At 67.1% G+C, this 24,137-nt stretch carries 20 protein-coding genes and 1 tRNA gene; 9 read left to right on the forward strand and 12 right to left on the reverse strand.

Annotated features, from left to right (window positions below; translation table 11 throughout):
• Entirely contained in the window at nt 1-1,494 is a 1,494-nt protein-coding gene (locus QE389_RS13790) for a S10 family peptidase (protein WP_307368426.1), read from the reverse strand.
• Between the two features lie 334 nt (nt 1,495-1,828).
• On the opposite strand from QE389_RS13790, the gene QE389_RS13795 reads away from it, so the two are divergent.
• Nucleotides 1,829-3,148, forward strand: a complete 1,320-nt coding sequence (locus QE389_RS13795) for an APC family permease (protein ID WP_307368430.1) — start codon at nt 1,829-1,831, stop codon at nt 3,146-3,148.
• An 18-nt stretch (nt 3,149-3,166) separates the two neighbouring features.
• Here QE389_RS13795 and QE389_RS13800 read toward each other — a convergent pair whose 3' ends face one another.
• Nucleotides 3,167-3,643, reverse strand: a complete 477-nt coding sequence (locus QE389_RS13800) for an Lrp/AsnC family transcriptional regulator (protein WP_307368433.1) — start codon at nt 3,641-3,643, stop codon at nt 3,167-3,169.
• Between the two features lie 210 nt (nt 3,644-3,853).
• Here QE389_RS13800 and QE389_RS13805 point away from each other — a divergent pair, with 210 nt between their 5' ends.
• Genes QE389_RS13805 through QE389_RS13815 form a run of 3 tightly spaced genes read left to right on the forward strand, consistent with a single transcriptional unit; the run spans nt 3,854 to nt 8,029 of the window.
• Nucleotides 3,854-5,044 (forward strand): pyridoxal phosphate-dependent aminotransferase, encoded by a 1,191-nt coding sequence (locus QE389_RS13805; protein ID WP_307368435.1) that lies wholly within the window; start codon nt 3,854-3,856, stop codon nt 5,042-5,044.
• A 10-nt stretch (nt 5,045-5,054) separates the two neighbouring features.
• Entirely contained in the window at nt 5,055-6,551 is a 1,497-nt protein-coding gene (locus QE389_RS13810) for a S10 family peptidase (protein ID WP_307368438.1), read from the forward strand.
• Nucleotides 6,548-8,029, forward strand: a complete 1,482-nt coding sequence (locus QE389_RS13815; protein ID WP_307368440.1) for a hypothetical protein — start codon at nt 6,548-6,550, stop codon at nt 8,027-8,029. The genes QE389_RS13810 and QE389_RS13815 overlap by 4 nt, the downstream gene beginning before the upstream one ends.
• Here QE389_RS13815 and QE389_RS13820 read toward each other — a convergent pair.
• Nucleotides 8,026-8,298 carry a hypothetical protein gene (locus QE389_RS13820; protein ID WP_307368444.1) on the reverse strand — a complete coding sequence of 91 codons (273 nt, stop codon included), beginning with the start codon at nt 8,296-8,298 and terminating at the stop codon, nt 8,026-8,028. The two genes, QE389_RS13815 and QE389_RS13820, sit on opposite strands and share 4 nt — an antisense overlap.
• A gap of 154 nt (nt 8,299-8,452) precedes the next feature.
• Between QE389_RS13820 and QE389_RS13825 the strand changes: the two genes are divergently transcribed.
• Nucleotides 8,453-10,909 carry a TonB-dependent siderophore receptor gene (locus tag QE389_RS13825; RefSeq protein ID WP_307368447.1) on the forward strand — a complete coding sequence of 819 codons (2,457 nt, stop codon included), beginning with the start codon at nt 8,453-8,455 and terminating at the stop codon, nt 10,907-10,909.
• A gap of 102 nt (nt 10,910-11,011) precedes the next feature.
• Nucleotides 11,012-12,022, forward strand: coding sequence for a LacI family DNA-binding transcriptional regulator (locus tag QE389_RS13830; protein WP_307368449.1), 1,011 nt, complete (start codon nt 11,012-11,014; stop codon nt 12,020-12,022).
• Between the two features lie 20 nt (nt 12,023-12,042).
• Here QE389_RS13830 and QE389_RS13835 read toward each other — a convergent pair whose 3' ends face one another.
• The 6 genes from QE389_RS13835 to hemC all read right to left on the reverse strand — a co-directional run bounded on the left by QE389_RS13835 (nt 12,043) and on the right by hemC (nt 18,650).
• Nucleotides 12,043-13,269: an MFS transporter gene (locus QE389_RS13835; RefSeq protein ID WP_307368453.1), complete on the reverse strand. Its 1,227-nt coding sequence runs from the start codon at nt 13,267-13,269 to the stop codon at nt 12,043-12,045.
• 47 nt (nt 13,270-13,316) lie between these two features.
• The gene (locus QE389_RS13840) at nt 13,317-14,213 is read right to left on the reverse strand and encodes an ROK family protein (protein ID WP_307368456.1); all 897 of its coding nucleotides are present in this window, start codon (nt 14,211-14,213) and stop codon (nt 13,317-13,319) included.
• The gene (locus tag QE389_RS13845) at nt 14,210-15,898 is read right to left on the reverse strand and encodes an alpha-amylase family glycosyl hydrolase (RefSeq protein ID WP_307368459.1); all 1,689 of its coding nucleotides are present in this window, start codon (nt 15,896-15,898) and stop codon (nt 14,210-14,212) included. Before QE389_RS13845 ends, QE389_RS13840 begins: the two co-directional genes overlap by 4 nt.
• 994 nt (nt 15,899-16,892) lie before the next feature.
• Nucleotides 16,893-16,968, reverse strand: a tRNA-Thr gene (locus QE389_RS13850).
• A 36-nt stretch (nt 16,969-17,004) separates the two neighbouring features.
• Complete coding sequence (locus QE389_RS13855) at nt 17,005-17,700, reverse strand: uroporphyrinogen-III synthase (RefSeq protein ID WP_307368462.1); 696 nt, start codon at nt 17,698-17,700, stop codon at nt 17,005-17,007.
• Nucleotides 17,697-18,650 (reverse strand): hydroxymethylbilane synthase, encoded by a 954-nt coding sequence (gene hemC, locus QE389_RS13860; RefSeq protein ID WP_307368465.1) that lies wholly within the window; start codon nt 18,648-18,650, stop codon nt 17,697-17,699. The genes QE389_RS13855 and hemC overlap by 4 nt, the downstream gene beginning before the upstream one ends.
• Here hemC and tsaD point away from each other — a divergent pair.
• Genes tsaD through QE389_RS13875 form a run of 3 tightly spaced genes read left to right on the forward strand, consistent with a single transcriptional unit; the run spans nt 18,649 to nt 21,285 of the window.
• Nucleotides 18,649-19,893 (forward strand): tRNA (adenosine(37)-N6)-threonylcarbamoyltransferase complex transferase subunit TsaD, encoded by a 1,245-nt coding sequence (gene tsaD, locus QE389_RS13865; protein ID WP_307368468.1) that lies wholly within the window; start codon nt 18,649-18,651, stop codon nt 19,891-19,893. The two genes, hemC and tsaD, sit on opposite strands and share 2 nt — an antisense overlap.
• A gap of 26 nt (nt 19,894-19,919) precedes the next feature.
• On the forward strand, nt 19,920-20,918 hold the full coding sequence (locus QE389_RS13870; RefSeq protein WP_307368471.1) for an NAD(P)H-dependent glycerol-3-phosphate dehydrogenase: 999 nt from the start codon (nt 19,920-19,922) through the stop codon (nt 20,916-20,918).
• Nucleotides 20,911-21,285 (forward strand): Rieske (2Fe-2S) protein, encoded by a 375-nt coding sequence (locus QE389_RS13875; RefSeq protein WP_307368474.1) that lies wholly within the window; start codon nt 20,911-20,913, stop codon nt 21,283-21,285. The genes QE389_RS13870 and QE389_RS13875 overlap by 8 nt, the downstream gene beginning before the upstream one ends.
• Before the next feature lie 8 nt (nt 21,286-21,293).
• On the opposite strand, the gene QE389_RS13880 is transcribed toward QE389_RS13875, so the two are convergent.
• The 3 genes from QE389_RS13880 to QE389_RS13890 are packed head-to-tail and all read right to left on the reverse strand — an operon-like array spanning nt 21,294 to nt 24,032.
• Nucleotides 21,294-22,295, reverse strand: coding sequence for a hypothetical protein (locus QE389_RS13880; RefSeq protein ID WP_307368477.1), 1,002 nt, complete (start codon nt 22,293-22,295; stop codon nt 21,294-21,296).
• A 40-nt stretch (nt 22,296-22,335) separates the two neighbouring features.
• Complete coding sequence (locus tag QE389_RS13885) at nt 22,336-23,103, reverse strand: ABC transporter permease (RefSeq protein WP_307368480.1); 768 nt, start codon at nt 23,101-23,103, stop codon at nt 22,336-22,338.
• Complete coding sequence (locus QE389_RS13890) at nt 23,100-24,032, reverse strand: ABC transporter ATP-binding protein (protein WP_307368483.1); 933 nt, start codon at nt 24,030-24,032, stop codon at nt 23,100-23,102. Before QE389_RS13890 ends, QE389_RS13885 begins: the two co-directional genes overlap by 4 nt.
• Between the last annotated feature and the right edge of the window lie 105 nt (nt 24,033-24,137).

Here is a 24,137-nt window from a genome sequence, read left to right on the forward strand (position 1 = left end):
TCAGAAATCGACGAAGGCGGTTCCGGTCACGAAACTGCGGATGTCTCGGGTGAAGGCCGTCAGGGCGGGCCGGTTGGTGTAGGCCATGTGTCCGCCCTCGTAACGACGCTGTATGACGCGCTCGACCGGATAGTCGCTCTGGGCCGCCAGATAGAGGGCCGGGCCGACTGTGGTGGTCAGGTCGTAGATCCCCGTGCCGATCATCAGACGGAAACGCGGATTGGCGTTGAAGGCGGGGACCAGCCGGGCGGGATAATCGTATTCGTTAAACGGTCCGCCCGCGCCGCCGGTGGGGTCGTAGGTCCAGGCATCGGCGCCGGGGGCCAGCGGGCGATAGTCGGCGGCGTCGCGCTCCGGGGCCAGTTCGGTCCGCAGATACCGCTGCATCATCGGCAGGACGCCGGCCGACACCTTGGCCTCGAACGGGTCCTGGGGTCGTCGACCCTGTGTCGGCGCGGGTCCGACATAGCGTGCGTCATAGACGCCCAGCCTCTGGCCCCTGTCCGCGAGCAGCATGCCCGCGAAGGCGACTTTCGAAATCGTCAGATCGCCGTCGAAATAGAAGTCGGCGTCGATTCCCGTCAGACGTTCCAGCTCGGCGGCGACGGCGCGACGGCGGGGTTGCGCCAGGGACTGACCCTGGACGAGTGCGGCCAGATAGTCGGTCATGCCCCAAGCATAGACGTCGTCGATGAAGCGGTTCATCGCGCGGGGGCCCTTGTCGACCTTGCCATGATAGACGGCGATGGCGGCGAGGGCGGGCAGGTTGGTCGCATAGGCGATCATGTTGTCCACGCGCTGGGACGTCTCGATCATGTTGATCGCCTGACCGAACAGGAAGACGCCGTCCAACGGCATGTCCTGGGCCAACTGACCGGCCATGACGGCGGCGCGGATCGTGCCGTAGCTTTCTCCCAGAACATACTTCGGCGAGGTCTCGCGGCCGTTGGCCTTGATCCAGGCCCGGATGAAGTCCGACACCGCGCGCGCGTCGCCTTCGACCGAATAGGCGTCCTTGCGGCCGGATTCGGACAAAACCCGCGTGAAGCCGGTTTCAGGCGGGTCGATCAGGACGATGTCGGCGACGTCCAGCACGGTCTCGGGATTCTCGACCAAGCGAGCAGGCGACAGGGCGGGGGCCTTCGGGTCCTGTTCCAGTTCGATCCGCTTCGGACCCAGGGCCAGCATGTGCAGGGTGGCCGAGGAGGAACTGGGGCCGCCGTTGAAGGCGAAAAGCACCGGACGGTCGCGGCGCTCGATGTCGTCGCGGACATAGCTTGTGCAGACGAAGCGGGCGAAGGGCGCGCCCTGGGCATCGACGACGACGATTTCGTCCAGACCCGCCGTATAGGCGATCGACCGACCGTTGAAGACGCCGACCCGTCTCTGACGTCCGGACGGCGTTCGGGCCAGGGCAGGGAGGGGGGCGATGCCGGATAGAACGACGGCGCCGCCGGCGGCGCCGAAAAGGTGTCGTCTGGAGAACCCGGTCATCTTCAACTCCGCTTGCGGCCTCCACTGTAGAAAATGTCCCGACCACATTTCTTGCTTTGTGGACGTCAAGTCGCGCGTCGCCGACATCGCCGGAACGGCAACCTTGGTTCACATGAATAATCAATGCGCGAGCAGTCCTGCGACGGGCGGCAGACGCGCCCTGTTTGGCTATGCGTTCGGCAAGGTATGGACAATGCAGTCCCGCTCGAGAACGCGACTAAAGCATTCGCCTTCAAGGAAAGGCGCGCATGGGTTTGAATAGTTCTGTCGGGCGCCGCAGGGTAGGATTGCGTGCGCTCCGAACGGGGGCGGATCGTTCGCCCGGATACGCTGCATGAGTTCGTCTTCCTCGGCTTCATCGACCGAGCTCAAGCACGGCGTCGGCCTGCTCGATCTGGTGATGCTGGGCGCCGGCACGGCGATCGGAGCGAGCATCTTCACCGTGTTGGGGCCGGCGGCGGCGGTCGGCGGGGCGGGCATACTGATCACGGTGGCGGTGGCCGCCCTGCCCATGATCCTGTTCGCCCTGGTCTATGCCTATATGGCCTCTGCGGCGCCCAGCACGGCGGCCTCCTACGAGTGGCAGCGCCGGTTCACCCACCCGCTGATCGCCTTCGCCATCGTCTGGCTGAGGGTGCTTAGCAATGCAGTGGTCATGATCGTTCTGGCGCGGGTTCTGGTCAATTATCTGTCGATGGTGATCCCCCTGCCGGCCAAGCCGGTGATGTTCGGCCTGTTCGTGCTGGTCTTCGGGCTGAACTATGTGGGCGTGGCGGTGGCGGCCAAGGCGCAGACGGTGCTGATGCTGGTTCTGCTGTCGATCTTCACCGTCTTCGTCGTCGTCGGCGCGCCCGATCTGAAGCCCGGTCTGCTGGCGCAGGCGGTTTCGGGCGGCTGGACGCCGATCGTCGCGGCCCTGCCGCTGATGATCCAGCTGTTTCTCGGCATCGAGACCGCCACCGAGGTCGGGGACGAGGTGCGCAATTCCAGGGTGGTCGTGCCCCTGGGGATCGCGCTGGGCCTGATGCTGACCGTGGCGGTCTATCTGGCGATCACCTTCACCGCCCTGAGCCTGGCGGGGCCGAAGGTGCTGGCGACCAGCGAAGCGCCCCTCCTGGCCGCCGCCGAGGTCGTGCTGGGCAAGTGGGCCGCACCCTTGATCGTCACCGCGGCCGTGATCGCCCTGGCCAAATCGATGAACGCCGTCTTTCTGGTCTATTCGCGGTTTCTATTCGCCATGGGACGGTCTGGCGTCCTGCCGTCGGCCCTAGCGCGCATCCATCCCCGATTCGGCACGCCGCACGTGGCGACCTTCGTGGCCTTCCTGGCTTCGTCTGCGGCTCTGTTCCTGCCTTCCAGCCTCCTGTTCCTGTTGCTGGCGGTGAACGTGCCGACGATGATGAAATATCTCGGCACCTGCATGGCCGCCTATAACGTCGCCCGCGCCCATCCCGAGGTGCATGGGCAGGCGAACCTCAGGTTCAGCCGCACCACGGTCAAGCTGCTTTCCGTGCTGGGCGTCATCGCCGCCGTCGTCATCGCCGCCCTCGGCTTCGGGACCGACTGGCGACCCTATGTGCTGCTGGGGGTCTGGCTGGCCCTGGGCCTGGCCTATTACGCCCGACCCCGTCGACGAGACGCGACGGCCGTTTGAATTCAGACGTCTGAAGACTTAGACGCCCTGGCGCACGGGCAGGGCGGTGGTGCGCTTCATCTCCGACAGGGCGACGGTCGAACTGATGTCGATGACGCCGGGCAGTTTCAGGATCTTTCGGAAGATGAAGTCCTGATACCATTTGATGTCGGGAGCGATGACCTTGATCATCGCGTCCCGTTCGCCCAGCACCGAATAGCATTCGACGATCTCGGGAATGGCGGCGATCTCGCGGATGAACCGCTCTCGGTCGTTCTCGGCGAGATTGTTCATCTTCAGTTGCGCGAAGATATGCATCTGAAAGCCCATTCGTTCCGGGTCCAGAATGGCGACCTGAGCCTTGATATAGCCTTCTTCCCGCAGGCGCTGAATGCGCCGCCAGCAAGGCGATTGGGACAGGCCGACGCGCTCGGCCAGTTCCGAGGTCGATATCGAGCAGTCGATCTGCAGTTGTTGCAGAATGCGAACGTCGATGGCGTCCAGGCCCGTGGACATCGTCTAGTCTCCATCTCCCCAGTATTCAGCATTAGCTATCCAATCTTCCGAAACGGCAAGCCTTCAAACGCAAAGAACCATCCCTGCCGCAGCGCTAACAATGCAGCCATCAGGGAAGGCGGCATGGGTCGCGACGGGACAGGCTTTGCGATTCATGAACATCCGATGCCCAGGTCCAGGCCCAGGCCCAGAGCGCCGGGAACCGAGACCTTGAGCCGCGAGAGCACAGCCAGGGCTGCGATTTACGACATTCAAGATTTCGCCGCCTTCGGACGATCCCTTTATCGCCACATGCCCCTGCCGCCGGGCGCGTCGATTCTGTTCGAAAGCACCGTGGCGGAACCAGAGGCCCTGCTGGCCCGCGTCATCTGCGATGCCTTCGCCAACGGCGTGACCGATCGGTTCGAAAGTGTGTTCGGTCGCGGAAATCCCCATCTGCTGGCGGCGCTGGCGGCGCGTTACGGCGTGGATGAACAATGCATCGTGCCGACGACCGGCGCCTGCAACGGCGTCGCCCAGGTGCTGGCCGCCCTGATCGCGCCCGGCGATCATGTACTGATCGAGACGCCCGGCTTCGACGTCCTGAGCGAAATGGCGCGACGGGCGGGGGCGGATGTCGAGGGGCTGCCGCGTCGAGGCGCGCTTTTCGACCTCGATCCCGAAGATCTGCGCGACAGACTTAGGCCCGACACGCGGCTGGTGATCGTCACCAATCTGCACAATCCGTCCGGGCGTCGCCTGGATGCGGAGGCGCTGAAGGCTCTGGCCGCCGTCGCGGCGACCGTCGGCGCCCATGTGCTGGTCGATGAGGTTTATGCCGACTTCGCCGCCGACAGGGGCGATCCGCCCGCCGCGCGGCTCGCGCCCAATCTGATCAGCGTGAACAGCCTCACGAAGGTGTTCGGCCTGTTCTCATTGCGATGCGGCTGGATCTTGACGACGCGGGCGATGGCGCCCCGCATCGCCGGCGTCAATGCGGGGCGCGAGTTCGGGGTGTCGAAGCTGACCCACGCCATCGGCGCCCTGGTGCTGGAAAAGCCGGAGCCGTTCGAGGCGCACTGGCGGCAGGTTCTGCAGGCCAGCCGGCCGGTGGTCGCGCGTCACATGGCGGCCATGCGGGCCGATGATCTGATCCAAGGCGAACTGCCCGATTACGGCTGTATCGCCTTTCCGCGCATCGTCGGTCATGCGGATACGCGCCGACTGGCGGAAACTCTGTGGCGCGACCATGAGATCGTCACGGCGCCGGGGGAGTTCTTCGGTCGGTCGGGGCATATGAGGCTGGGCTTCGGCGTCCCGCCTGCAATGATCGACAGAGGACTGTCCAGGCTGCATGAGGCTCTGTTCGCTCTGCGCCGCGACGGGGCGTCTTCGGTCTCCGCACTCGGCTCACCGCATTGAGAGAACGCACATGCGCCACTGGCTGATCTTGTCCGCCGTCGCCGCCTTCTTGCTCGGCGCTGCGCCGGTTCTGGCGGATGAGCCGGGCGCGGTCTGCGCACCCGTGACGACGCGACACGAGATCACCATCCGGGGACAACGGATCGCCTATACGGCTACGGCGGGGGCGACCCTGTTGCGTAACGACCGCGACGCGCCGATCGCCTCTCTCTACAGCTTCGCCTACGTCAAGACGGGCGGGGATCGCGACCGGCCGGTCCTGTTCGTCTTCAACGGCGGGCCGGGGGCGTCCTCGCTGTGGCTGCACATGGGCGTGGTGGGGCCGCGCCGGGTGCGGCTGGACCAAGAGGTGAACCCCAGCAGCGTCCCGCCCTTCGGTCTGGTCGACAATCCCGACAGCCTGTTGGATGTCGCCGATCTGGTCTTCATCGACCCCGTCGGCACCGGCTTCAGCCGCATCGTAGGCGAGGGCAGGCCCGAGAATTTTTACGGCGTGGACGAGGACGCCGAAAGCGTGGCTCAGTTCATCGAACTGTGGCTTACCCGGAACGGCCGGTGGAACGCGCCGAAGTACCTGATGGGCGAAAGCTATGGCAGCGCACGGGCGGCGCTTCTGCCCCGCGCTCTGATGGGCGGCCCGACCTATGGCGGGGTCATGCGGGGCGTCACTGTTAACGGGATCATCCTGTTGGGCGCTAGCCTGAACGGGCCGGGAACGGCGGGGCAGGGCCCCTCCCAGGAGGCTGCGCTGAACCTGCCCGCCATGGCGGCGACCGCCTGGGTTCATGACAAGATCGACCATCGGGGGCTGACGATTCAGGCCTTCGACGACGAGGTGACGCGCTTTGCGACGACCGACTATCTCCAGGCGCTGGACAAGGCGGCCGCCGGGACTATGGACGATGCCGCGCGTGCGGCGATGGCGGCGCGGCTGTCGGCCTACACCGGCCTGCCGGCCCAGGCATGGCTGCCGGGATTGGTCGTGTCGCCGAGGGCTTTTTCGCAGCAGCTTCTGGCGGATCAGGGCCTGACCGTCGGCCTTTACGACGGCCGCTATACCCTGCCGTCGGCGCACGACGGCGGCGAGCCGGTCGCCGACGATCCGGCCATGGGACGGTATGTCCCCGGCTTCATCGCCGCCTTCCACCAGATGCTGGGCGAGGATCTGAACGTTCATGAGGATCGGTCCTACGGCGCCATCGTCTGGCGCAATCTTCTGCCCGCCTGGAACTGGAAACGCACCGGCGTTCCAGAAGGCCAGTCCTTCGCCGGCGACTTGGCGACCGCCATGCGCCGCAACGGCGATCTGCGGGTTCTGGTGGCCAGCGGCTATTACGACATGGTGACGACGCCGGCTGCGGCGCATGACGCCCTGATCAAGGCGGGCGTGCCGATGGACCGGCTGACGCTGAAAACCTACGAATCCGGCCATATGCTCTACCTCGGCAATACGGCGGCGGCCTTTTCGGACGATGTCCGCGCCTTGATCCGGAGCGGTCGTCGATGAGGGCCGCAGCGGCCCTGATCCTCTGTGCATCCGTCCTGGCGGCGCCGGTCGTGGCGCAGGCGCCCGCGACGGATGCGGCGCCGTCGGCTTCCGCCGCGATCCCGGTTCGCCGCGCGACCACTCACCACGTCGGACGTTTCAACGGCCAGACCGTGGCCTATAGCGCCAACGTCGCTGACAACCTCGTGCCGGGGCCGGACGGGCGACCCGGCGCCTCGGTCGTCACCATCGCCTACACCCGCGACGATGTCGCGCACCCCGCGAGACGGCCTGTCATCTTCGCCTTCAACGGCGGGCCGGGCGCCTCGTCCTCGCCCCTGCATCTGTCGGCCCTGGGGCCGGTCCGCAAGGCGCAGTCGGGTCAGGGCGGACTGGTCGAAAACCCTTACAGTCCGCTGGATGCGGCGGACATCGTCTTCATCGATCCGGTCGGCACCGGCTTCAGCCGCGCCCTGACGGGCGTGGACGACAAATACTGGTATAGGGGCGAAACCGACGCCCGGGCGGTGCAGGCCGCCATCCTGAACTGGCTGAAGAGCAATGGACGTGAAGCCTCGCCACGTTATCTGATGGGCGAAAGCTACGGCACGATCCGCGCCGCTCTGATCGCCGCGGACACGCAGACCCTGACCTTCGACGGCGTCCTGTTGGTCGCCCTGGCCGCGCCGGTGACGGGGCTGGAAATGCCCTATGTGGTCAGTCTGCCGACCATGGCGGCGGGCGCTTGGCGTCACGGCCGGATCGACACGGCCGGACGCACCGTCGATCAGGTCTATCAGGAGGCGCTGACCTTCGCCCGCACCGACTATGTCGAGGCTCTGATCCAGGGCGCGAGCCTGGCCGAGGCCGATCGCCGCCGTATCGCCGAGCGGATGTCGGCCCTGATCGGCCTGCCGGTCGAGCTTATCCTGAGCGAGAATCTGCGGATTTCCAGCAATGTGTGGATGTTCAACCTGCTGAAGGATCAGGGGCTCCGTACCGGCATGCTGGACGTCCGCGTGACCGCGCCGCTTGAGCCCGGCGCCCTGGGCGCGCTGGACGATCCGTCGCTGGGCGTCGCGCCCAAGAGCAAGGCGGGCGAACCGGCGCCGACCCCCGCCAGCATCGGCCCGATCGTCAATCCGGTGTTGGGCGACTATATCCGCCATGACCTCGGGTTCCCGACGACGGACCCCTATTACAGTCTCAACTTCCTGGTGAACGCCGCCTGGAGCCACGGGGATTCGCCCCAGGCCATGGAGGGGCTGGCCAAGGCGATGAAGGCGCGACCCGCCATGAAACTGTTCTGGGCGGCTGGATACTTCGATCTGACCACTCCCGCCTATGCCGGGCGTTATGTTCTGGATCAGATCGGCGTTCCGGCCGACCAGTTGACCGCCGTCTATTTCGCCGGTCCGCACGGCGTCTATGACGGCGAGGACAACCTGCGACGCTTCGACGAGGCCGTCCGCGCCTTCACCACGGCGCCGTCGCCTTAAGGCGTCTTGGCTTCGATGGTTTTCGGGCCCGTCGCCGTTTGTCGAGATGCCACTGTGGAGAAGTGGCAGAGTCGGAGCTTCTTTAGCCGCCTGGCGATCTGCGGTCCGAACTTGATCGTCCAGCAGCGAATGGTTTCGGAACCGACCTCGATCCCCTGAGCGAACACCAGCTCTTCGACGTCATGAAGGCTGAGAATCGGAAGCCGCAAGCCCTGGCGAATCGCCGCCGTGGGGAGGCGACCGCGCTGTGCGGATCCGCGATCCGCCATCAACGCTCAACGGAATTATGCCGACGCCGCAGGTCATTGATCACCTTCACCACAAACATCAACCCCCAAGCCAATAAGAATTGCAATCGATTGTATTTTGTGCCATCGATTGCATTAAGGCCCTCGAGAGGCCCCCTACGGAGGAATGAGATTCATGAAAGTCGCAGGTTCTATCTGCATGGCCGCCCTGTTCGCCGCCCTGGGCACGACCGCCTGGGCGCAAGAGGCCGCAACCCCGTCCCAGGCGCCCGCCGCCGAACCGTCGACCGTCGACGAGGTGGTGGTGACGGCGGTCGCCGGCCGCACCTCGACCTTGCGGTCTTCAGTGTCCGTCACGACCCTGAACGCCGAGGCCGTTCAGGACCTGGCGCCGCGTTCGACGGCCGAAATCTTCCGCAGCATTCCGGGCGTCCGCGCTGAATCGTCGGGCGGCGAAGGCAACGCCAACATCGCCGTGCGCGGCATTCCCATCTCGACGGGCGGGGCGAAATTCCTTCAGATTCAAGAAGACGGCCTGCCGGTCATGGAGTTCGGCGACATCTCCTTCGGCAACGCCGACATCTTCACCCGCTATGATTCTACCATCGCGCGGGTTCAGGCGGTTCGCGGCGGTTCGGCCTCGACCTTCGCCTCCAACTCGCCTGGCGGGATCATCAACATGATCACCCAGACCGGCCAGACCGAAGGCGGCAGCGTCACCCTGACGCGCGGCCTGGACTTCGACACCAGCCGGGCGGAATTCCAGTACGGCGGCCCCATCGCCGACAAGCTGTACGGTTCGATCGGCGGCTTCTATCGCTCCGGCGAAGGCGCGCGCGAAGCGGGCTTCACCGGCGAGCAGGGCGGCCAGATTCGCGCCTCGGTGACGCGCGAGTTCGATAACGGCTATGTCCGCCTGACCGGCAAATATCTGAACGACCGGGCCATCGCCTATATGCCGTCGCCGATCCAGGTGACGGGAACCAACAGCGATCCCAAGTGGGGCGCTCTGCCGGGCTACGACGCCTCCACCCAGACGCTGCATTCGGCCCTGTTCCAACTGAGCCCCGGCCTGGGCGGCGACAACCAGCCGCGCGTCGGCAAGATCTCGGACGGCATGCACCCCGAGGTCCTGTCCGGCGGCCTGGAAGCCAGCTTCGACCTGGGTTCGGGCTGGACCCTGACGGACAAGTTCCGCATCGCCTCGAACAAGGGCGGCTTCATCTCGCCCTTCACGGCCGGCGTCGGAACGCCTTCGGCCATCGCGGCGGGCATCGGCGGGACGGGCGCGGTCGCCCGTTACGCCAACGGCGCCAACGCCGGGCAGGTGGTCCCGTCCAACGCCAACGGCAACGGCCTGCTGGCTCAGATCGTGCTGTTCGACGTCGATATCAACGACCTCGGCAACATGGCCAATGACCTGAAGCTGGAGCGCGAGTTCGCGGCGGGCGGCGGCACGCTGAAGACCACCTTCGGCTATTACCGCGCCAGCCAGTCGATCGACGTGGATTGGCTGTGGAACAGCTTCCTGACCGAGGTGAAGGGCGACAACGCCGCGCTGGTGGATGTCTTTGACAGCACGGGAACCAAGCTGACGCAGAACGGCCTGGTCGGCTACGGCGCGACCTTCTTCGGCAACTGCTGCCGCCGGTCCTACGACGCCGACTATCAGATCAACGCCCCCTATGTGGCCCTGAACTGGGAAAGCGGTCCGCTAATCGTCGACGGTTCGGTGCGCTACGACGCCGGCAAGGCGTCCGGCAGCTATGCCGACGGCATCGTCACTACGCGCGACATCTCGGGCGACGGCGTGATCCAGCGCCCCGAGACCCAGGTCAGCCAGATCGACTACGCCAACGCCAAGCCCATCGACTACGACTGGAGCTACTGGTCCTATTCGCTGGGGGCGAACTATTCGATCAATGACGACGTCGCTGTGTTCGGCCGCGCCAGCCGCGGCGGACGCGCCAACGCCGACCGTCTGCTGTTCGGCCCAGCCATCGCCGCCGACGGCCGCCTGGTCGACAAGGGCGCGGCGGTCGACATGGTCGAGCAGTACGAGGCGGGGGCGCGCTATCGCCATGGCGCCACCCAGCTGTTCGCCACCGCCTTCCTGGCCAAGACCGAAGAGACCAACTTCGAGGCCACCAGCCAGACTTTCACCGACGCCCGTTACGAGGCCAAGGGGATCGAACTGGAAGGCCACGTCCGGGCGGGCGCTTTCGATCTGAACGGCGGCCTGACCTGGACGGACGCCAAGATCACGGCGGATCGCCTGAACCCCGCCAACGTCGGAAACCGTCCGCGCCGTCAGGCCGAATGGGTCTATCAGGCGACGGCCGCCTATAACCGCGGCCCCATCCGCGCCGGCGTGAATCTGGTCGGAACGTCGGATTCCTACGCCCAGTTCGACAATCAGCTGGTCATGCCGGGCTATGTCATCGTCAATCCGTTCGCCAGCTATGACCTGACGGACGACCTGGCGCTGACGCTGAACGTGAACAATGTCTTCGACACCTTCGCGGTGACGGAGTCGGAAGAAGGCGCGATCACCAATAACGCCACCAACATCGTCCGGGCCCGCGCCCTGAACGGTCGAACGGCGACGATCAGCCTGCGCTACACGTTCTGACGGCGGCGACACCGCTACCTGAGCCGCTGAACTTCGGGCGCGATCTTCCGGGATCGCGCCTTTTTCTTTGACCCCGTGCGGGGTTCACGCCATTCGATCAATATGCCGGATAAATCCGCCCCAACGCTCGCAGACTTGGCTCGCCTCAGCGGTCTTTCGACGTCGACCGTGTCGCGGGCCCTGGCCGACAATCCGGCGATCCGCGAAGAGACGCGCGAAAAGATCAAGGCCCTTGCGCGCGAGCACGGCTATCGCCCCAATATCGTCGGCCGCAGCCTGCGCACCGGCCGCACCCAGGCGATCGGCGTCGTTCTGCCGCTGGGCCACGAAGTCGGCCAGCCGGTGTCGGATCCCTTCTTCATCACCCTTCTGGGCCATCTCGCCGACGCTCTGACGGCGCGCGGCTACGATCTTCTGCTGTCGCGCATCATACCCAGCAATGCCGACTGGCTGCGCGACATGACCGAAACCGGCCGGGTCGACGGCGTCCTGGTCATCGGCCAGTCCGATCAGGTCGAGGCGATCGAGGCCATGGCGAAGCGCTATGCGCCGCTGGTGGTGTGGGGCGCGCTGATGGACGGTCTGTCCCAGTGCGTGGTCGGCACCGACAACCGCCTGGGCGGCCGGCTGGCGACCGAACACCTGCTGAAGTCCGGCCGGCGTCGGCTGGTCTTCTTCGGCAATCCGGACTTCCCGGAGTTAGGCGAACGCTATCAGGGCTTCCTGCAGGCCCACGCCGAACTAGGGGTGGCCGCGCCCGCCCACCCGCTGGCGGTGCATCTGACGCCGCAGACCGCCTATGAGACGATCCGTAGTTTCCTGGATGAGACGGATGCGGTGGACGGCGTCGTCGCCGCCACCGACATCATCGCCCTGTCGACGATCCGCGCCCTGTCGGAGCGGGGGCTGCGCGTGCCCGACGATGTGGCCGTGGTCGGCTATGACGACCTGGAGATCGCCATTCACGCCAGTCCCGCCCTGACCACGGTGCGCCAGGACATCGGGCGGGGCGCCCAGGCGATGGTCGATCTTCTGCTGCGCCGTCTGGAAGGCGAACCGGCGCCGTCCCTGGTGATGGCGCCGAAACTGGTCGTGCGCGCCTCGGCCCCCTGAAGGGCGCGCGGCGACGCGCCCTACAGGCTGTCGTCGTGCTGGATCAGCCGGCGTTCTGCGGGTTTGACGACCGCATTGACCGCCAGGGCCGCCGCCAGGACGGCCGCCAGAACCGTAGCCAGGATAAAGCCGTACTGCGGGCCGCCGAACCTGTCGCTGACCACGCCCATCGCCAGAGGGGCGAGAACGGCGCTGATGCAGGTGAAGAACAGGATGACGCCGGCCACCGCGCCATGCTGCGGTTTGGGGAAACAGCTGATGCCCTTGGAGTTCAGCGTCGGATAGATCACCGACATGAACAGGCCCGACAGCGGCAACAGCCAGACCGCCGCGGACCGACCCAGCACGGCGGCGCCGAGGAAGCAGCCGAAGATCAGCAGGCTGGCCCACATCAGAACCCGCGTCCAATCCATGCGCCGCAGGAGCCAGGCGCCCAGGAACCGTCCCACGACCCTCAGGACGAAGAAGATCGACAGGGCGTAGGCCGCCAGCATCACCGCCGGACCGGCGTAATCCTTCAGCAGGGTCGGCATCCAGACGTAGATGGCCGTCTCTACGCCGACGTAGAGCATGGCCCCCGCGCTGAAGGCCAGGGCGTAGGGATCGCGGCACATCGCCAGGCTGGCGCGCAGCGACGCCGGCTGTTCGGCGGTCTGGGAGGGCGGATAACGCACGGCCAGGGCCGCCACGATCAGGCCCACGGCCAGCAGGCCGGCGATGACATAAAGCCATTTCCACGAGGCGCCGGCGGCCAGCAGGCCCGTGACAACCGCCGGCCCGATGATGGCGCCCACGCCGAAGAAGCCTTCGACGGTGTTCATCGTCGCCGTGTGATCCCTCGTCGACGTCGTGATGTCGCCGATCAGGGCCAGGGCCGCAGTCTTGAACACCCCGATCGCAAGGCCCGAGACAAAGAGCAGCAGAACGAAAAAGCCGAAGCCCGTGCCGAAGGCGAACAGGAAGGAGGCCGAGGCGAAGGCCCCCAGGCCCAGCAGGATAGCCGCCTTGCGCCCCAGCCGATCCGCCAGGAAGCCCAGCCCCAGGCCGGCCAGGGCGATGCCGCCCATGGAGGCGTAATGGAAGGCGCCGGCGGCCGTCAGTCCCAGACCGTATTCCTCGATGACCTTGGGAATGATGACGCCGACCGCATCGGTGGTCATGGCGAACATCATGAACATCATGAAGGTCAGGGCCTTGATCAGGCCGATATTGCGTTCGGGCGCCGCTGTCAGGGTGTTGGCGGTCATGGTGTTTCTTCCCTTGCACGGGCGGGGATACAGAGTCCCCGCCGTCTTTAATGTTGGTTCAGAAAGGCAGACTCGGCGACGGCGATGGATCCAAGGACGCCGGCCCTGTCGCCCAGTTCCGGCGCGACCAGATAGGCGGCCATGGCGTCTTCCCAGTCCAGGTCCGGCAGATAGCCGCCCAGCAGGATCGGCAAACGTCGTCGGGCCCGATCCAGCAGATGCGCCTGGCCGCCGACGCCGCCGCCGATGACGATGCGGCGGGGCGAAACCATATAGGTCAGGCTGGCGGCCATCTGGGCCAGATAGTCGGCGACCAGGTCCCAGACCGGATCGTCCGGCGTCAGCGTATCGCCCGGCCGGCCGATGCGCTGGGCCAGGGCGGGCCCCGAGATCAGACCTTCCAGGCAGTCGCCGTGGAACGGGCAGGCGCCGGGGAAGGGATCGCGGTCGGGATCGCGGCGGACCAGCAGATGGCCCGCTTCGGTGTGCAGGGCGCCGTGGACGGCGCGGCCGCCCGAGATGATTCCCATCCCGACGCCGGTTCCGACCGTGACATAGACATGATCGTCCAGACCCCGCGCCGCGCCCCAGCGGCCTTCGCCGAAGGCCGCCCCGACGACATCGGTCGCCAGACCCAGCGGCCGTTGCAGCCGCCGCAGAGGCGCCAGCACGTCCGCCCCCGACCAACCCGGCTTCGGCGTCTTCAGAATACGGCCGTAGTCCTCGGCCGCCGCATCGACCCGCACCGGGCCGAAGCTGGCGACCCCGATCCCGGCCAGGTCATGGTCGGCGGCCCAGGCCGTGATCGTCTCCACGACCGCGCCCATTGTCTCTTGCGGGGTGGTGGTGGGAATTCGCACGACACCGTTCAGATCGTCCGGCCCCGTTCCGAAGCCGACCACGACCTTGGTTCCCCCGATTTCGACGCCGGCGAAGCCCCTCATGGCCGCCCCGCCAGCCACAGGATCTGATACGGCTGCAGCGTCAGCGGCCCAGAGGCGACGGCCTGGTGGGTCAGGATGTCCCAGGGTGTCTCCGCCCCGTCCATCGGTTCGTTCAAGGCGACGGTCTCCGGCGACAGATTGGCCAGACAGACGAATGGCTGTCCCGCCGTTCGGGCGAAGGCCAGGAGGCGGCGGTCGCCGACATCCAGCGGAACCGCGCGTCCCGTAACGCCCAGTTCGTTCAATTCGCGCGCCGCCTCGCCGAACCGTCGCAGGCTGCGAAAGACTGCGCCAACCGGTCCCTGGCCTCGGGCCGCTTCCGATGCGCGCGCCCAATCCATCGCGGGGCGATGCAGCCAGCGCCCTTCGGCGGCGCGTTCGGGGTCGAGGGTGTAGGACTCGTCGTTGCCCAGTCCGATCTCGTCGCCCATGTAGATCAAGGGCCAGCCGTCCAGGGCGTGGATCACGCCGTACAGCAGCCGCAGACGCGCCAGGGCCAGATCCTGATCGACGCCCGACTTGCCGACCCCTACCAGGGCCGAGGCCATGCCGTTCGTGGACGGCACCCCGCCCGGCGCGGTCTGGAACCGGCGCCCGTCCGAAAAGCCGGCGCCGTCGTAGAAGGTCGACCAGCGCTCCAGGTCGGCGAAGTCCGCATAGGCCGAAAGCGCGTTCCAGATCAGGTCGTCATGGCAGCGGACGTAGTTCAGCCAGGCGGCGTGATCGGGACGGGCCGCCGCGGCCGTCAGGACCCGGTTCACGGGCTCTGCGTCCTGATCCGCCAGGGCGCCCCACAGGGCGGTCATCACCCCGTTGTTGTAGGCCAGTCCGCAGGCGGGCGCCTCGCGTCCGAAGAAGGGCAGCACGTCGTCCAGGCTCTCGATCGCCTCGGCCAACAGGACGACGCTGGGCGCCGCCAGATCCAGGGCGGCGCGAAACGCCTCGATGATCTGATAGGTCTCGGGCTGGTTGCGGCAGCTCGTTCCCTCGCGCTTCCAGAGGAAGGGCGCGCTGTCCAGGCGGAAGCCCTGCACCCCCCGATTGGCCAGGAACAACAAGACCTCCAGCATCTCCAGGAAGACATCGGGATTGGCGTAGTTCAGGTCCCACTGGAACGGGTAGAAGGTGGTCCAGACCCACCCGCCCATGTCCGGGTCGTGGGTGAAGCTGCCCGGCGCCGTGTCGGGGAAGACGTCGATCAGCGTCTCTTCCCAGGCCGCGACGGCCTCGGCGGATTCGACGACATGGTAATAGGCCCGATAGCGCGGATCGCCTTCGCGCGCCCGACGAGCCCAGTCGTGCTCGCGCGCCGTGTGATTGCAGACGACATCCAGCAGCAGCCCCATGTCGCGCGAGTGCAGTTCCTGCGCCAGCCGCTCCAGATCGACCATCGTACCCAGGGAAGGCTCCACCTCGCGATAGTCCTGAACCGCGAAGCCGCCGTCGCTGTCGCCTTCACGCGCCTTCAGCAGCGGCAGGGGATGCAGCCAGCGCACGCCCAGCGCCTGAAGATAATCCAGCCGGTCGATCAGGGCCGAAAGGTCGCCCGCCATCCGATCGACGTAGAAGGTGTAGACGCTCTCGCCCGAGCGCGCCGTCCAGCCGGGCGAGGCGGCGCGGAGGCGGTCCAGGGCCCTGAGCCGATCGGGCCGGGCCGCCTGCGCAGCCTCGATCGCCCCTCGCACGCCGTTTTTCAGCGTTTCGGCTTGATCCGGATACAGATTTTCCAGTCGATCCGACAGCCGACGCCATGGGGACCCATCCACGCCATCGATCGGTAGAGACTGTGTGCGCAAGACTATGCCCAAAATCGAACTCGACTAATGCAATCGTTTGCAATTAACTAGCACGCAGTTTTGGGGGTTTGCAAGGGAACTGACAGGTTAAGTCCGTCCGACCCCAGAAAGGCCATCTGCACCGTAGAAGGCTGCCGGGACAAGCCGGTCAGAGGCCGCATGTGGTGTCGATCCTGATTGTACCGCAGACTTTGGATGATGCTGGCGGGAGGGTCGCAGCGCTCCCACTGGTTGCCCTTGGCCTTCCGATAAAAGTCGATCTTCGACGCAAGGAAGGCGCTGAGGGTCTGATCGTTGACGAGTTCGGTCGAAATGTCATTCGGTGAGGTCTTCATGATGCGGACGATCGGGCCTCGCGCGTTGAAGTATCATAAGCACAATCAACGACGCAGCCTAAAGCCACACTGAGCGCAGACCTCGGTATCTTATATGATGTGCAAATAATGGCGCATCTCACATGGCTACATGAGGACAGAGGAAGCATTGCGAGGGTGCGGTCTTGGAGCGCGGCGGCCTTGCTGGCGGACTGAACCGGAAAACACAGGTTCTTGTTGTCGGTGCCTACGCGACCGAGTTATGGAAACGCTCATCATTCGGCAACAAGATACTGCAGGCATCGGCTTGGCGCGATGAAGGTAGCCCGATTTCCATTGTGTCCGAAGCGCATTGGACGGCGCATCTGTAGCACGCCCAGACAGCTAGTTGTCCTAAGGCAAAACTAGATGCGCTAGTCATCAGAAATGGCCGAAGAGCTCAGGTTTGCATGTCGTGAAAAAACTAGCGGCCCAAAGCCCTTCCCACCGCATACCCACAGAACTCCCAAGCGGAAGCGCCTTCCGACTTATCCCGGCCGGGCGTCAAGGCTAGCGCTGCTCTGGAAAAGTGGTGCCGCTTAGGTGACTCGAACACCTGACCCCATCATTACGAATGATGTGCTCTACCGGCTGAGCTAAAGCGGCTCCGGTCGGCGGGCGTGCCCGCGCGAGAGGGGCTCTTTATACGGGCCGTTCGCGCTTGCCAAGCGCCTCTTGCAAGGTTGCGAGCAGAGCGGGGTCGTTCGGCGCATCGGCGACGGCCGGTTTGAGGTCCAGGGCGTCCAGCGGAGCGGCGGCCTGGGGCGAGATGCAGGCGACCAAGCAGGCGTCCAGGGCGGCGCGCCCATAGGCGGCCAGCAGGCGGGCGGCGCGGGGGGAGTGGACCAGAACGGCCTCGGCCGGGGGCGGCGCGGAAAGCTGGGTGGGGACGGTGCGATAGATCGGCAGGGCGTCGATCACGACGTCCGAGTTTCGCGCACAGGTCAAGGCGGCCAGGTCGGCGACCGGGCTTTCGGCGAGGGCGGCCAGGATCGGTCCCGCGGGCGGCTGGTCGGCGATAAGGCGGGCCAAGGCGTGGATATCGCCTTCGGCCGATCGCGCCTGGAGGAAGCCCGCGTCGCGGGCGGCGGCGACAGTGGCGTCGCCCACGGCGATGACGGGGTGGTCGCGGCGCGGCGTCAGGGCGGCGTAGGCGGCGACGCCGTTGGGACTGGTGAAGACCAGGGCGGCGTAGAGGTCGAGGTCGGGCAGGGCGGGCTTGAGCGGTTGAACGGCCAGCAGGGGCGTGACGACTGGCGTCAGGCCCAGGACGCGCAGACGCTCGGCCGTGCGGTCGGCGCCGGGCCGGGTGCGGGTGATCCAGACCCGGGCGCTCATCCGTCCAGGGTCGCGGGATCGACCTCCTGATCGCCCGCGGCGTCGCGCACCTCTCCGCCCAGGCGCAGGCCCAGGGCGCGGGCGGCGTCAGGCGTGGGGGCGGCCAGGTCGCCCGTCCGCCGCCAGCGGGCCGAGCCGTCCGGGCTGAGCATTTCAGTGGTCAGGCGCAGCACGCCGTTGGCGATGACGGCATGGGCGCCCACGGCGGTGCGGCACGACCCTTCCAGCGTCAGCATGGCGCCGCGTTCGGCCTCGACGGCCATGGCTGTTTCTGGGTGGTTCATGGCCGCGACCCAGGCGGCGTCCAGATCGGCCTCGCGCGTCTGCAGCGCCAGGGCGCCTTGACCCGGCGCAGGCAGAAAGGCGTCCAGCGACAGCGTCTCGCGGATGGCGTCGATCACGCCCAGGCGCGTCATTCCGGACACGGCCAGAAGAATGGCGTCGAACTCGCCCTCGGCCGCGCGGCGCAGGCGGGTGTCGATATTGCCGCGCAACATCTCGATCTTCAGGTCGGGGCGCAGGGCCAGGGCCTGGGCCTGGCGGCGCAGGCTGGCGGTGCCCAGGCGCGCGCCGGTCGGCAGGGCGTCGAAGGCGGCGTAGTCGCGGCTGATGAAGGCGTCGCGGGCGTCCTCGCGTTCGGGCGTGGCGGCGATGCACAGGCCGGGCGGCTGCTCGGCGGGCACGTCCTTCATCGAATGGACGGCGATGTCGATGCGGCCGTCCAGGAGGGCCTCTTCGATCTCCTTGGTGAACAGGGCCTTGCCCCCCAGCTCCAGCAGGCGGCGGTCCTGAATACGGTCGCCGGTGGTGACGATCTCAACCAGGGGCACGGCCGTTTCGATCTCGCTTTCCGGCACGTTCAGGGCGCGGCCGATGGCGCGCTGCATCATGCCGGACTGGGCCAGTGCCAGCCTGGAACGCCGAGTGCCGATGCGAAGAGGAAAGGTCATGAACGTTGCGTACCGGTCGTCGGGTCGCTACCTCGGCCCGATGGAGAGTTCCGCCGACTATAGCAGCGGCGCCGCAGCGGCAACTGGACGGGATGTCCCCCCCCTTCCTGGTGAGGCGCTGACGGTGCTGGGCCTTGAAACCAGCTGCGACGAGACGGCGGCCTCGGTGGTGCGGCTGCATCCATCGACCCGCGGCGGACGGGCCGAGGTCCTGTCCTCGGTCGTGCACAGCCAGATCGACGACCACGCCGCCTATGGCGGGGTGGTGCCGGAAATCGCCGCCCGCAGCCATGTGGAGATGATCGACGGCGTCACGCGCCGCGCCATGGTCGAGGCCGGTCTGGACTGGAGCGACCTGGACGGGATCGCGGCGACGGCCGGGCCGGGCCTGGTCGGCGGGGTCATGGTGGGCCTGAGCTACGGCAAGGCGGTCAGCCTGGCGCGCGACCTGCCGCTGGTGGCGGTCAATCATCTGGAAGGGCACGCGGTCTCGGCGCGGCTGGGGGCGGAGGTAGCCTATCCCTTCCTGCTGCTGCTGGTGTCGGGGGGGCATTGTCAGCTGCTGGAGGTGCGTGGGGTCGGCGACATGAGCCGGATCGGCGCCACCATCGATGATGCGGCCGGCGAGGCCTTCGACAAGATCGCCAAAGCCCTGGGGCTGGGCTATCCGGGCGGGCCGGCGCTGGAGCGACTGGCGGCTCAGGGCGACGGGTCGGGCATCGACCTGCCGCGCGCGCTGTTGGGTCGCAAGGATTGCGACTTTTCCTTTTCCGGGCTGAAGACGGCGGCCTTCCGCATCGCCCAGACCTGCGAGACGGCGCAGGACAAGGCGAACTTGGCCGATGCGGTCCAGACCGCCATCGCGCGCCAACTGTCGGATCGGTCGGAACGCGCCCTGGCGGCCTATGCGGAGAGGCATGAGGCCCTCATGCAGGCAGGCTCCGCGAGCCGGCCGATAGGGCAAAAAAGATTATTCGTCGTGGCCGGCGGGGTGGCGGCGAACAAGACGATACGCGCCGTGCTGGAGGCGACGGCGGCCAAACAGGGTTTCGACTTTCTGGCGCCGCCCCTGGCCTATTGCACCGACAATGCGGCGATGATCGCCCTGGCGGGGGCGGAACGGCTGGCGCTCGGCCTGACCAGCGACATAGACGTGATCGCCCGGCCGCGATGGCCGCTGGACGAAGCGCGCGCGCTGTCTGATCCTTCGCATCGGCCGGGGCGCAAGGGCGCCAAGGCCTGAATCGCGACAAGAGCTTGGGAGGGCGTATGGAATTTCGCACGGCGGGAGTGATCGGCGCAGGCGCCTGGGGCACAGCCCTGGCGCAGGTCTGCGTCCGGGCGGGTCTGGACACCCTCCTGCAGGCGCGCGAGCCGCGGTTGGTCGAGACGTTGCGGGCGACGCGGGCCAACGATCTCTATTTGCCGGGCGTGTCCCTGGCCGAGGGGCTGCGGTTCACGGCCGATCTGGCGGACCTGGGGGACTGCGACGTCATCCTGGCGGTGCCGCCGGCCCAGCATATGCGCGCCACCCTGACGGCCTTCGCGCCTCATCACCGCGCCGGCGTGCCGGTGGTCCTGTGCTCCAAGGGGGTGGAGCGGGGTTCGATGAAGCTGATGACCGAGGTGCTGGCCGAGACTCTGCCGTCTGCGCCGGCCGCCGTCCTGTCGGGCCCCAGTTTCGCGGCCGAGGTGTCGCGCGGCCTGCCCACGGCCGTGACCCTGGCCTGCGCGGATGAAGGTTTGGGTCAGGCCCTGCTGAACACCCTATCGGCGCCGGGCTTCCGTCCCTATCTGGCGACCGATCTGATTGGGGCCGAGGCGGGCGGGGCGTTGAAGAACGTGCTGGCCATCGCCTGCGGCATTTCCGAAGGGCGTCAACTGGGCCGCAGCGCTCACGCGGCTCTGATCACGCGCGGCTTCGCCGAAATGACGCGGCTGGCCGTGGCCATGGGCGCCGAGGCCGAGACGGTGGCGGGCCTGTGCGGTCTGGGGGATCTGGTCCTGACCTGCTCCAGCCCGCAGTCGCGCAACATGAGCCTGGGTCTGGCCCTGGGGCAGGGGCAGACGGTCGAACAGGCCCTGGCCGGCAAGCGGTCGGTGGCGGAAGGCTATGAGAGCGCGCCGGCCGTGCGCGAACTGGCGGCGCGCCTGGGCGTGGAGATTCCGATCACCGCAGGGGTCGCGGCGCTGCTGGCCGGAGAGATCGACGTGGACGGCCTGATCGACGGCCTTCTGTCGCGGCCGCTGAAGGCCGAGCGTGTCTGAAGGCGAAACCGAACGTAAGCGGGTCTGGAAAACGCCGCCCGGCGTGGCCCTGTGCGCCGAGACCGACATCGCCGATCCGGGCTCACGGGGGTTCGTCCTTCAGATCGGGGAAGCCTTCTTCCACGGCTTCGTCGTGCGAAAGGGCGGCCAGGTCGTCGGTTGGGTCGATCGCTGCCCCCACGCCGGATTTCCGCTGGCGATCGAGTTGGATCGCTATCTGACGCCGGACGCCTCGCTGATCCTGTGCGGCTGGCACGGCGCGGTGTTCGAGCCCCTCTCGGGCGAGTGCCGGGGTGGGCCGTGCGCCGGGGGGCGGCTGACGCCCTGGCCCGTTCAGGCGGCGGGCGGAATCATCCGCACCGCCTGATCCGAACCTCAATCCAGCGGCTGAGGCCGCGTCACGACGGGTGCATTGGGGTCCGTCGCGGTCTGGTGCGCCGGCGTCGGGGTTGCAGCGGGCGGCGTCACCACCACCACCACTGGCGGCGCAGCGGTGGGCGTGATCGGCGTTGCGGACGCTGTGGGGCTGGATACGGTCGCGGTCGAGGCTTGCGGGCGCGCCGTTGTAGGCGCGGTGATTGGTCGAGCGCTGGTCGAAGGCGCGCGGCTGGACGCCGTCGGCGCGGTCGCCGTCGGGGGCGACGCTGTCGTGACAGCGGAGGGCTGGGTTTCGGCGGGCGCCTGGACGGCGGGCTGAGCGGGGCGCTGGGCGACCGGCTGGACCAGGGCGGGCGTTCCGACCGTCGGGGGCGCCGCTGCGGGCGTTGGAACCGGGGTAGGCGACGGACGCAGGGCGAACCACAACCCGCCGCCGACGACCAGCAGCGCCGCCACGCCGCCGCCGATCAACAGCGGCGCGCGCGACGATCTGGCGGTCCCGCGATCCAGCCGCGTCAAGGTCGGGGCGACGGGGGCGGCCTCCACCACGGGCGGAGCCTCGGCCACACGGACAGGTCGGACAGGTTCCGGCGTCGGGTCCGCCTTGGGGGGCGGGGCCTGGAGCTGCGCGCCGGGCAGGGGACGAACCGTCAGGTCGGCGGTTGCGGCAGACGCGGGCGCGGCAGGTCGGGGCGCTGCGGGCGGGGTCGCGGACCGCGCCAGCGGGATAAGGGAACCCGACAGGATGGCGGCCTGGCGCGCAGAAGGCGCCGGGGCGCGCCCTTCGGCCAGCGACCGGCCCTGGATCGAACCGAGTGCGGAAGCGGAATCTGGCGTAGGGGCGGCAGGGCGAGGCCGTGGGTTGGGAATGCGGTCCAGCGGATTGGGGGCGACCGGAACGGGTCCGACGTGGAAGGTGGTCGCCGGCATGCGGCCCCACTGCACGGCTTTGCGGGCGAAGGGCTGGGGTGCGGAGGGGGTCTTGGTTTCGTCGGACATGGTCTTCTAATCGCTGGCGATCTGGCCGGTTTCGTGACGTTCAGTTCTTGAGCCGATAGCCGGTCTTGAACATCCACATGACGATGGCCAGGCAGACGGCGAAGAAGGCCAAGGTTGCGGTCAGGCTGATCCCCACGGCCACGTCGCCCTGACCGTAGAAGGCCCACCGGAAGCCCGAGATCAGATAGACGACCGGGTTGAACAGGGTGACGGTCCGCCAGCCGGCCGGCAACATGTCGATGGAATAGAAGGCGCCGCCCAGGAAGGTCAGGGGCGTGACGATCAGCATCGGGATCATTTGAAGCTGCTCGAATCCGTCCGCCCAGACGCCGATGATGAAACCGAACAGGCTGAAGGTCACGGAGATCAGGATCAGGAAGGCCATCATCCAGACCGGATGCAGGATCTGCAACGGCACGAAGAAGGCCGCCGTCGCCAGGATGATCAGGCCCAGAACCGCCGACTTGGTCGCCGCCGCTCCGACATAGGCCAGCACGATCTCAAGCGACGATACGGGCGCCGACAGGATCTCGTAGATGGTGCCCGTGAACTTGGGAAAGTAGATGCCGAAGGAGGCGTTGAAGATCGACTGGGTGAACAGGCTGAGCATGATCAGGCCCGGCACGATGAAGGCGCCGTAGGGCACGCCGTCCACCTCCTGCATCCGGCTGCCGATGGCGCCGCCGAAGACGACGAAATAGAGGGCGGTGGTGAGGACCGGCGTGACCACGCTCTGCCACAAGGTGCGAAGCGCACGCGCCATCTCGAAGCGATAGATGGCCCAGACGCCGTATGCGTTGAAGGTCATGTGGCTGCTCCGTTCGTGTGAACCAGGCTGACGAAAATGTCTTCCAGCGAACTCTGGCGGGTGTTCAGGTCCTTGAAGCCGATGTTCAGCGTCTCCAGCCGACGGATCAGCGAGGGCACGCCTGTGTCCTCGGCGTTGGCGTCGAAACTGTATTCCAACTCGCCGCCGTCGGTCTTCAACGTCAGGTTCCAGTCGGCCAAATCGGGGGGCAGCGCGGTCAGCGGCTCGACCAGGTTCAGGGTCAGGGTCTTCTTGCCCAGCTTCTTCATCAGGGCGGTCTTTTCCTCGACCAGGATCAGTTCGCCCTTCAGGATCACCCCGATCCGGTCGGCCATCTCCTCGGCTTCCTCGATGTAATGGGTGGTCAGGATGATGGTGACGCCGCGCTCGCGCAGGCGTCGCACCATCGCCCACATGTCGCGGCGCAGTTCCACATCCACCCCGGCCGTCGGCTCGTCCAGAAACAGGATGTCCGGTTCGTGGCTGAGGGCCTTGGCGATCATGACGCGCCGTTTCATGCCGCCCGACAGGGTCCGCAGCTTGGCGTCGCGCTTGTCCCACAGCGACAGGTCGCGCAGCAGCCGTTCGATGAAGGCGGGGTTCGGCGCCTTGCCGAACAGGCCCCGGCTGAAGGTGACGGTGGCCATCACCGTCTCGAAGGCGTCGGTGGTCAGCTCCTGCGGCACCAGGCCGATCTTGGTGCGGGCGGCGCGGAAGTCGGTCTGGATGTCATGGCCATCGGCGATCACCGTGCCGGTCGTCGGCGTGACGATGCCGCAGACGATGGAGATAAGGGTCGTCTTGCCGGCCCCGTTCGGCCCCAGAAGGGCGAATATCTCGCCCCTTTCGATCGCCAGGTCCACGCGCTTCAACGCCTGCAAGCCGGACTTGTAGGTCTTGGTCAGACCTTGGATGTCGATGACGGGCATAGGGGGTCCTGCGCTGCGGCGGCGGACGCGCCGAGGTCGTGGCGGGAATATGGCGCTTCCATTGGCGCGCTCAAGGGGAAGCCGCTTGTTAACGGCTTGACCGCA

It is taken from the genome of Brevundimonas sp. SORGH_AS_0993 (assembly GCF_030818545.1).
Classification (GTDB): domain Bacteria; phylum Pseudomonadota; class Alphaproteobacteria; order Caulobacterales; family Caulobacteraceae; genus Brevundimonas.

Coding starts and splice junctions, on each gene's coding strand:
- QE389_RS13790 (WP_307368426.1), bottom strand. CDS start 1,494: ATGACCGGGTTCTCCAGACGACACCTTTTCGGCGCCGCCGGCGGCGCC.
- QE389_RS13795 (WP_307368430.1), top strand. CDS start 1,829: ATGAGTTCGTCTTCCTCGGCTTCATCGACCGAGCTCAAGCACGGCGTC.
- QE389_RS13800 (WP_307368433.1), bottom strand. CDS start 3,643: ATGTCCACGGGCCTGGACGCCATCGACGTTCGCATTCTGCAACAACTG.
- QE389_RS13810 (WP_307368438.1), top strand. CDS start 5,055: ATGCGCCACTGGCTGATCTTGTCCGCCGTCGCCGCCTTCTTGCTCGGC.
- QE389_RS13815 (WP_307368440.1), top strand. CDS start 6,548: ATGAGGGCCGCAGCGGCCCTGATCCTCTGTGCATCCGTCCTGGCGGCG.
- QE389_RS13820 (WP_307368444.1), bottom strand. CDS start 8,298: ATGGCGGATCGCGGATCCGCACAGCGCGGTCGCCTCCCCACGGCGGCG.
- QE389_RS13825 (WP_307368447.1), top strand. CDS start 8,453: ATGAAAGTCGCAGGTTCTATCTGCATGGCCGCCCTGTTCGCCGCCCTG.
- QE389_RS13830 (WP_307368449.1), top strand. CDS start 11,012: ATGCCGGATAAATCCGCCCCAACGCTCGCAGACTTGGCTCGCCTCAGC.
- QE389_RS13835 (WP_307368453.1), bottom strand. CDS start 13,269: ATGACCGCCAACACCCTGACAGCGGCGCCCGAACGCAATATCGGCCTG.
- QE389_RS13840 (WP_307368456.1), bottom strand. CDS start 14,213: ATGAGGGGCTTCGCCGGCGTCGAAATCGGGGGAACCAAGGTCGTGGTC.
- QE389_RS13855 (WP_307368462.1), bottom strand. CDS start 17,700: ATGAGCGCCCGGGTCTGGATCACCCGCACCCGGCCCGGCGCCGACCGC.
- tsaD (WP_307368468.1), top strand. CDS start 18,649: ATGAACGTTGCGTACCGGTCGTCGGGTCGCTACCTCGGCCCGATGGAG.
- hemC (WP_307368465.1), bottom strand. CDS start 18,650: ATGACCTTTCCTCTTCGCATCGGCACTCGGCGTTCCAGGCTGGCACTG.
- QE389_RS13870 (WP_307368471.1), top strand. CDS start 19,920: ATGGAATTTCGCACGGCGGGAGTGATCGGCGCAGGCGCCTGGGGCACA.
- QE389_RS13880 (WP_307368477.1), bottom strand. CDS start 22,295: ATGTCCGACGAAACCAAGACCCCCTCCGCACCCCAGCCCTTCGCCCGC.
- QE389_RS13885 (WP_307368480.1), bottom strand. CDS start 23,103: ATGACCTTCAACGCATACGGCGTCTGGGCCATCTATCGCTTCGAGATG.
- QE389_RS13890 (WP_307368483.1), bottom strand. CDS start 24,032: ATGCCCGTCATCGACATCCAAGGTCTGACCAAGACCTACAAGTCCGGC.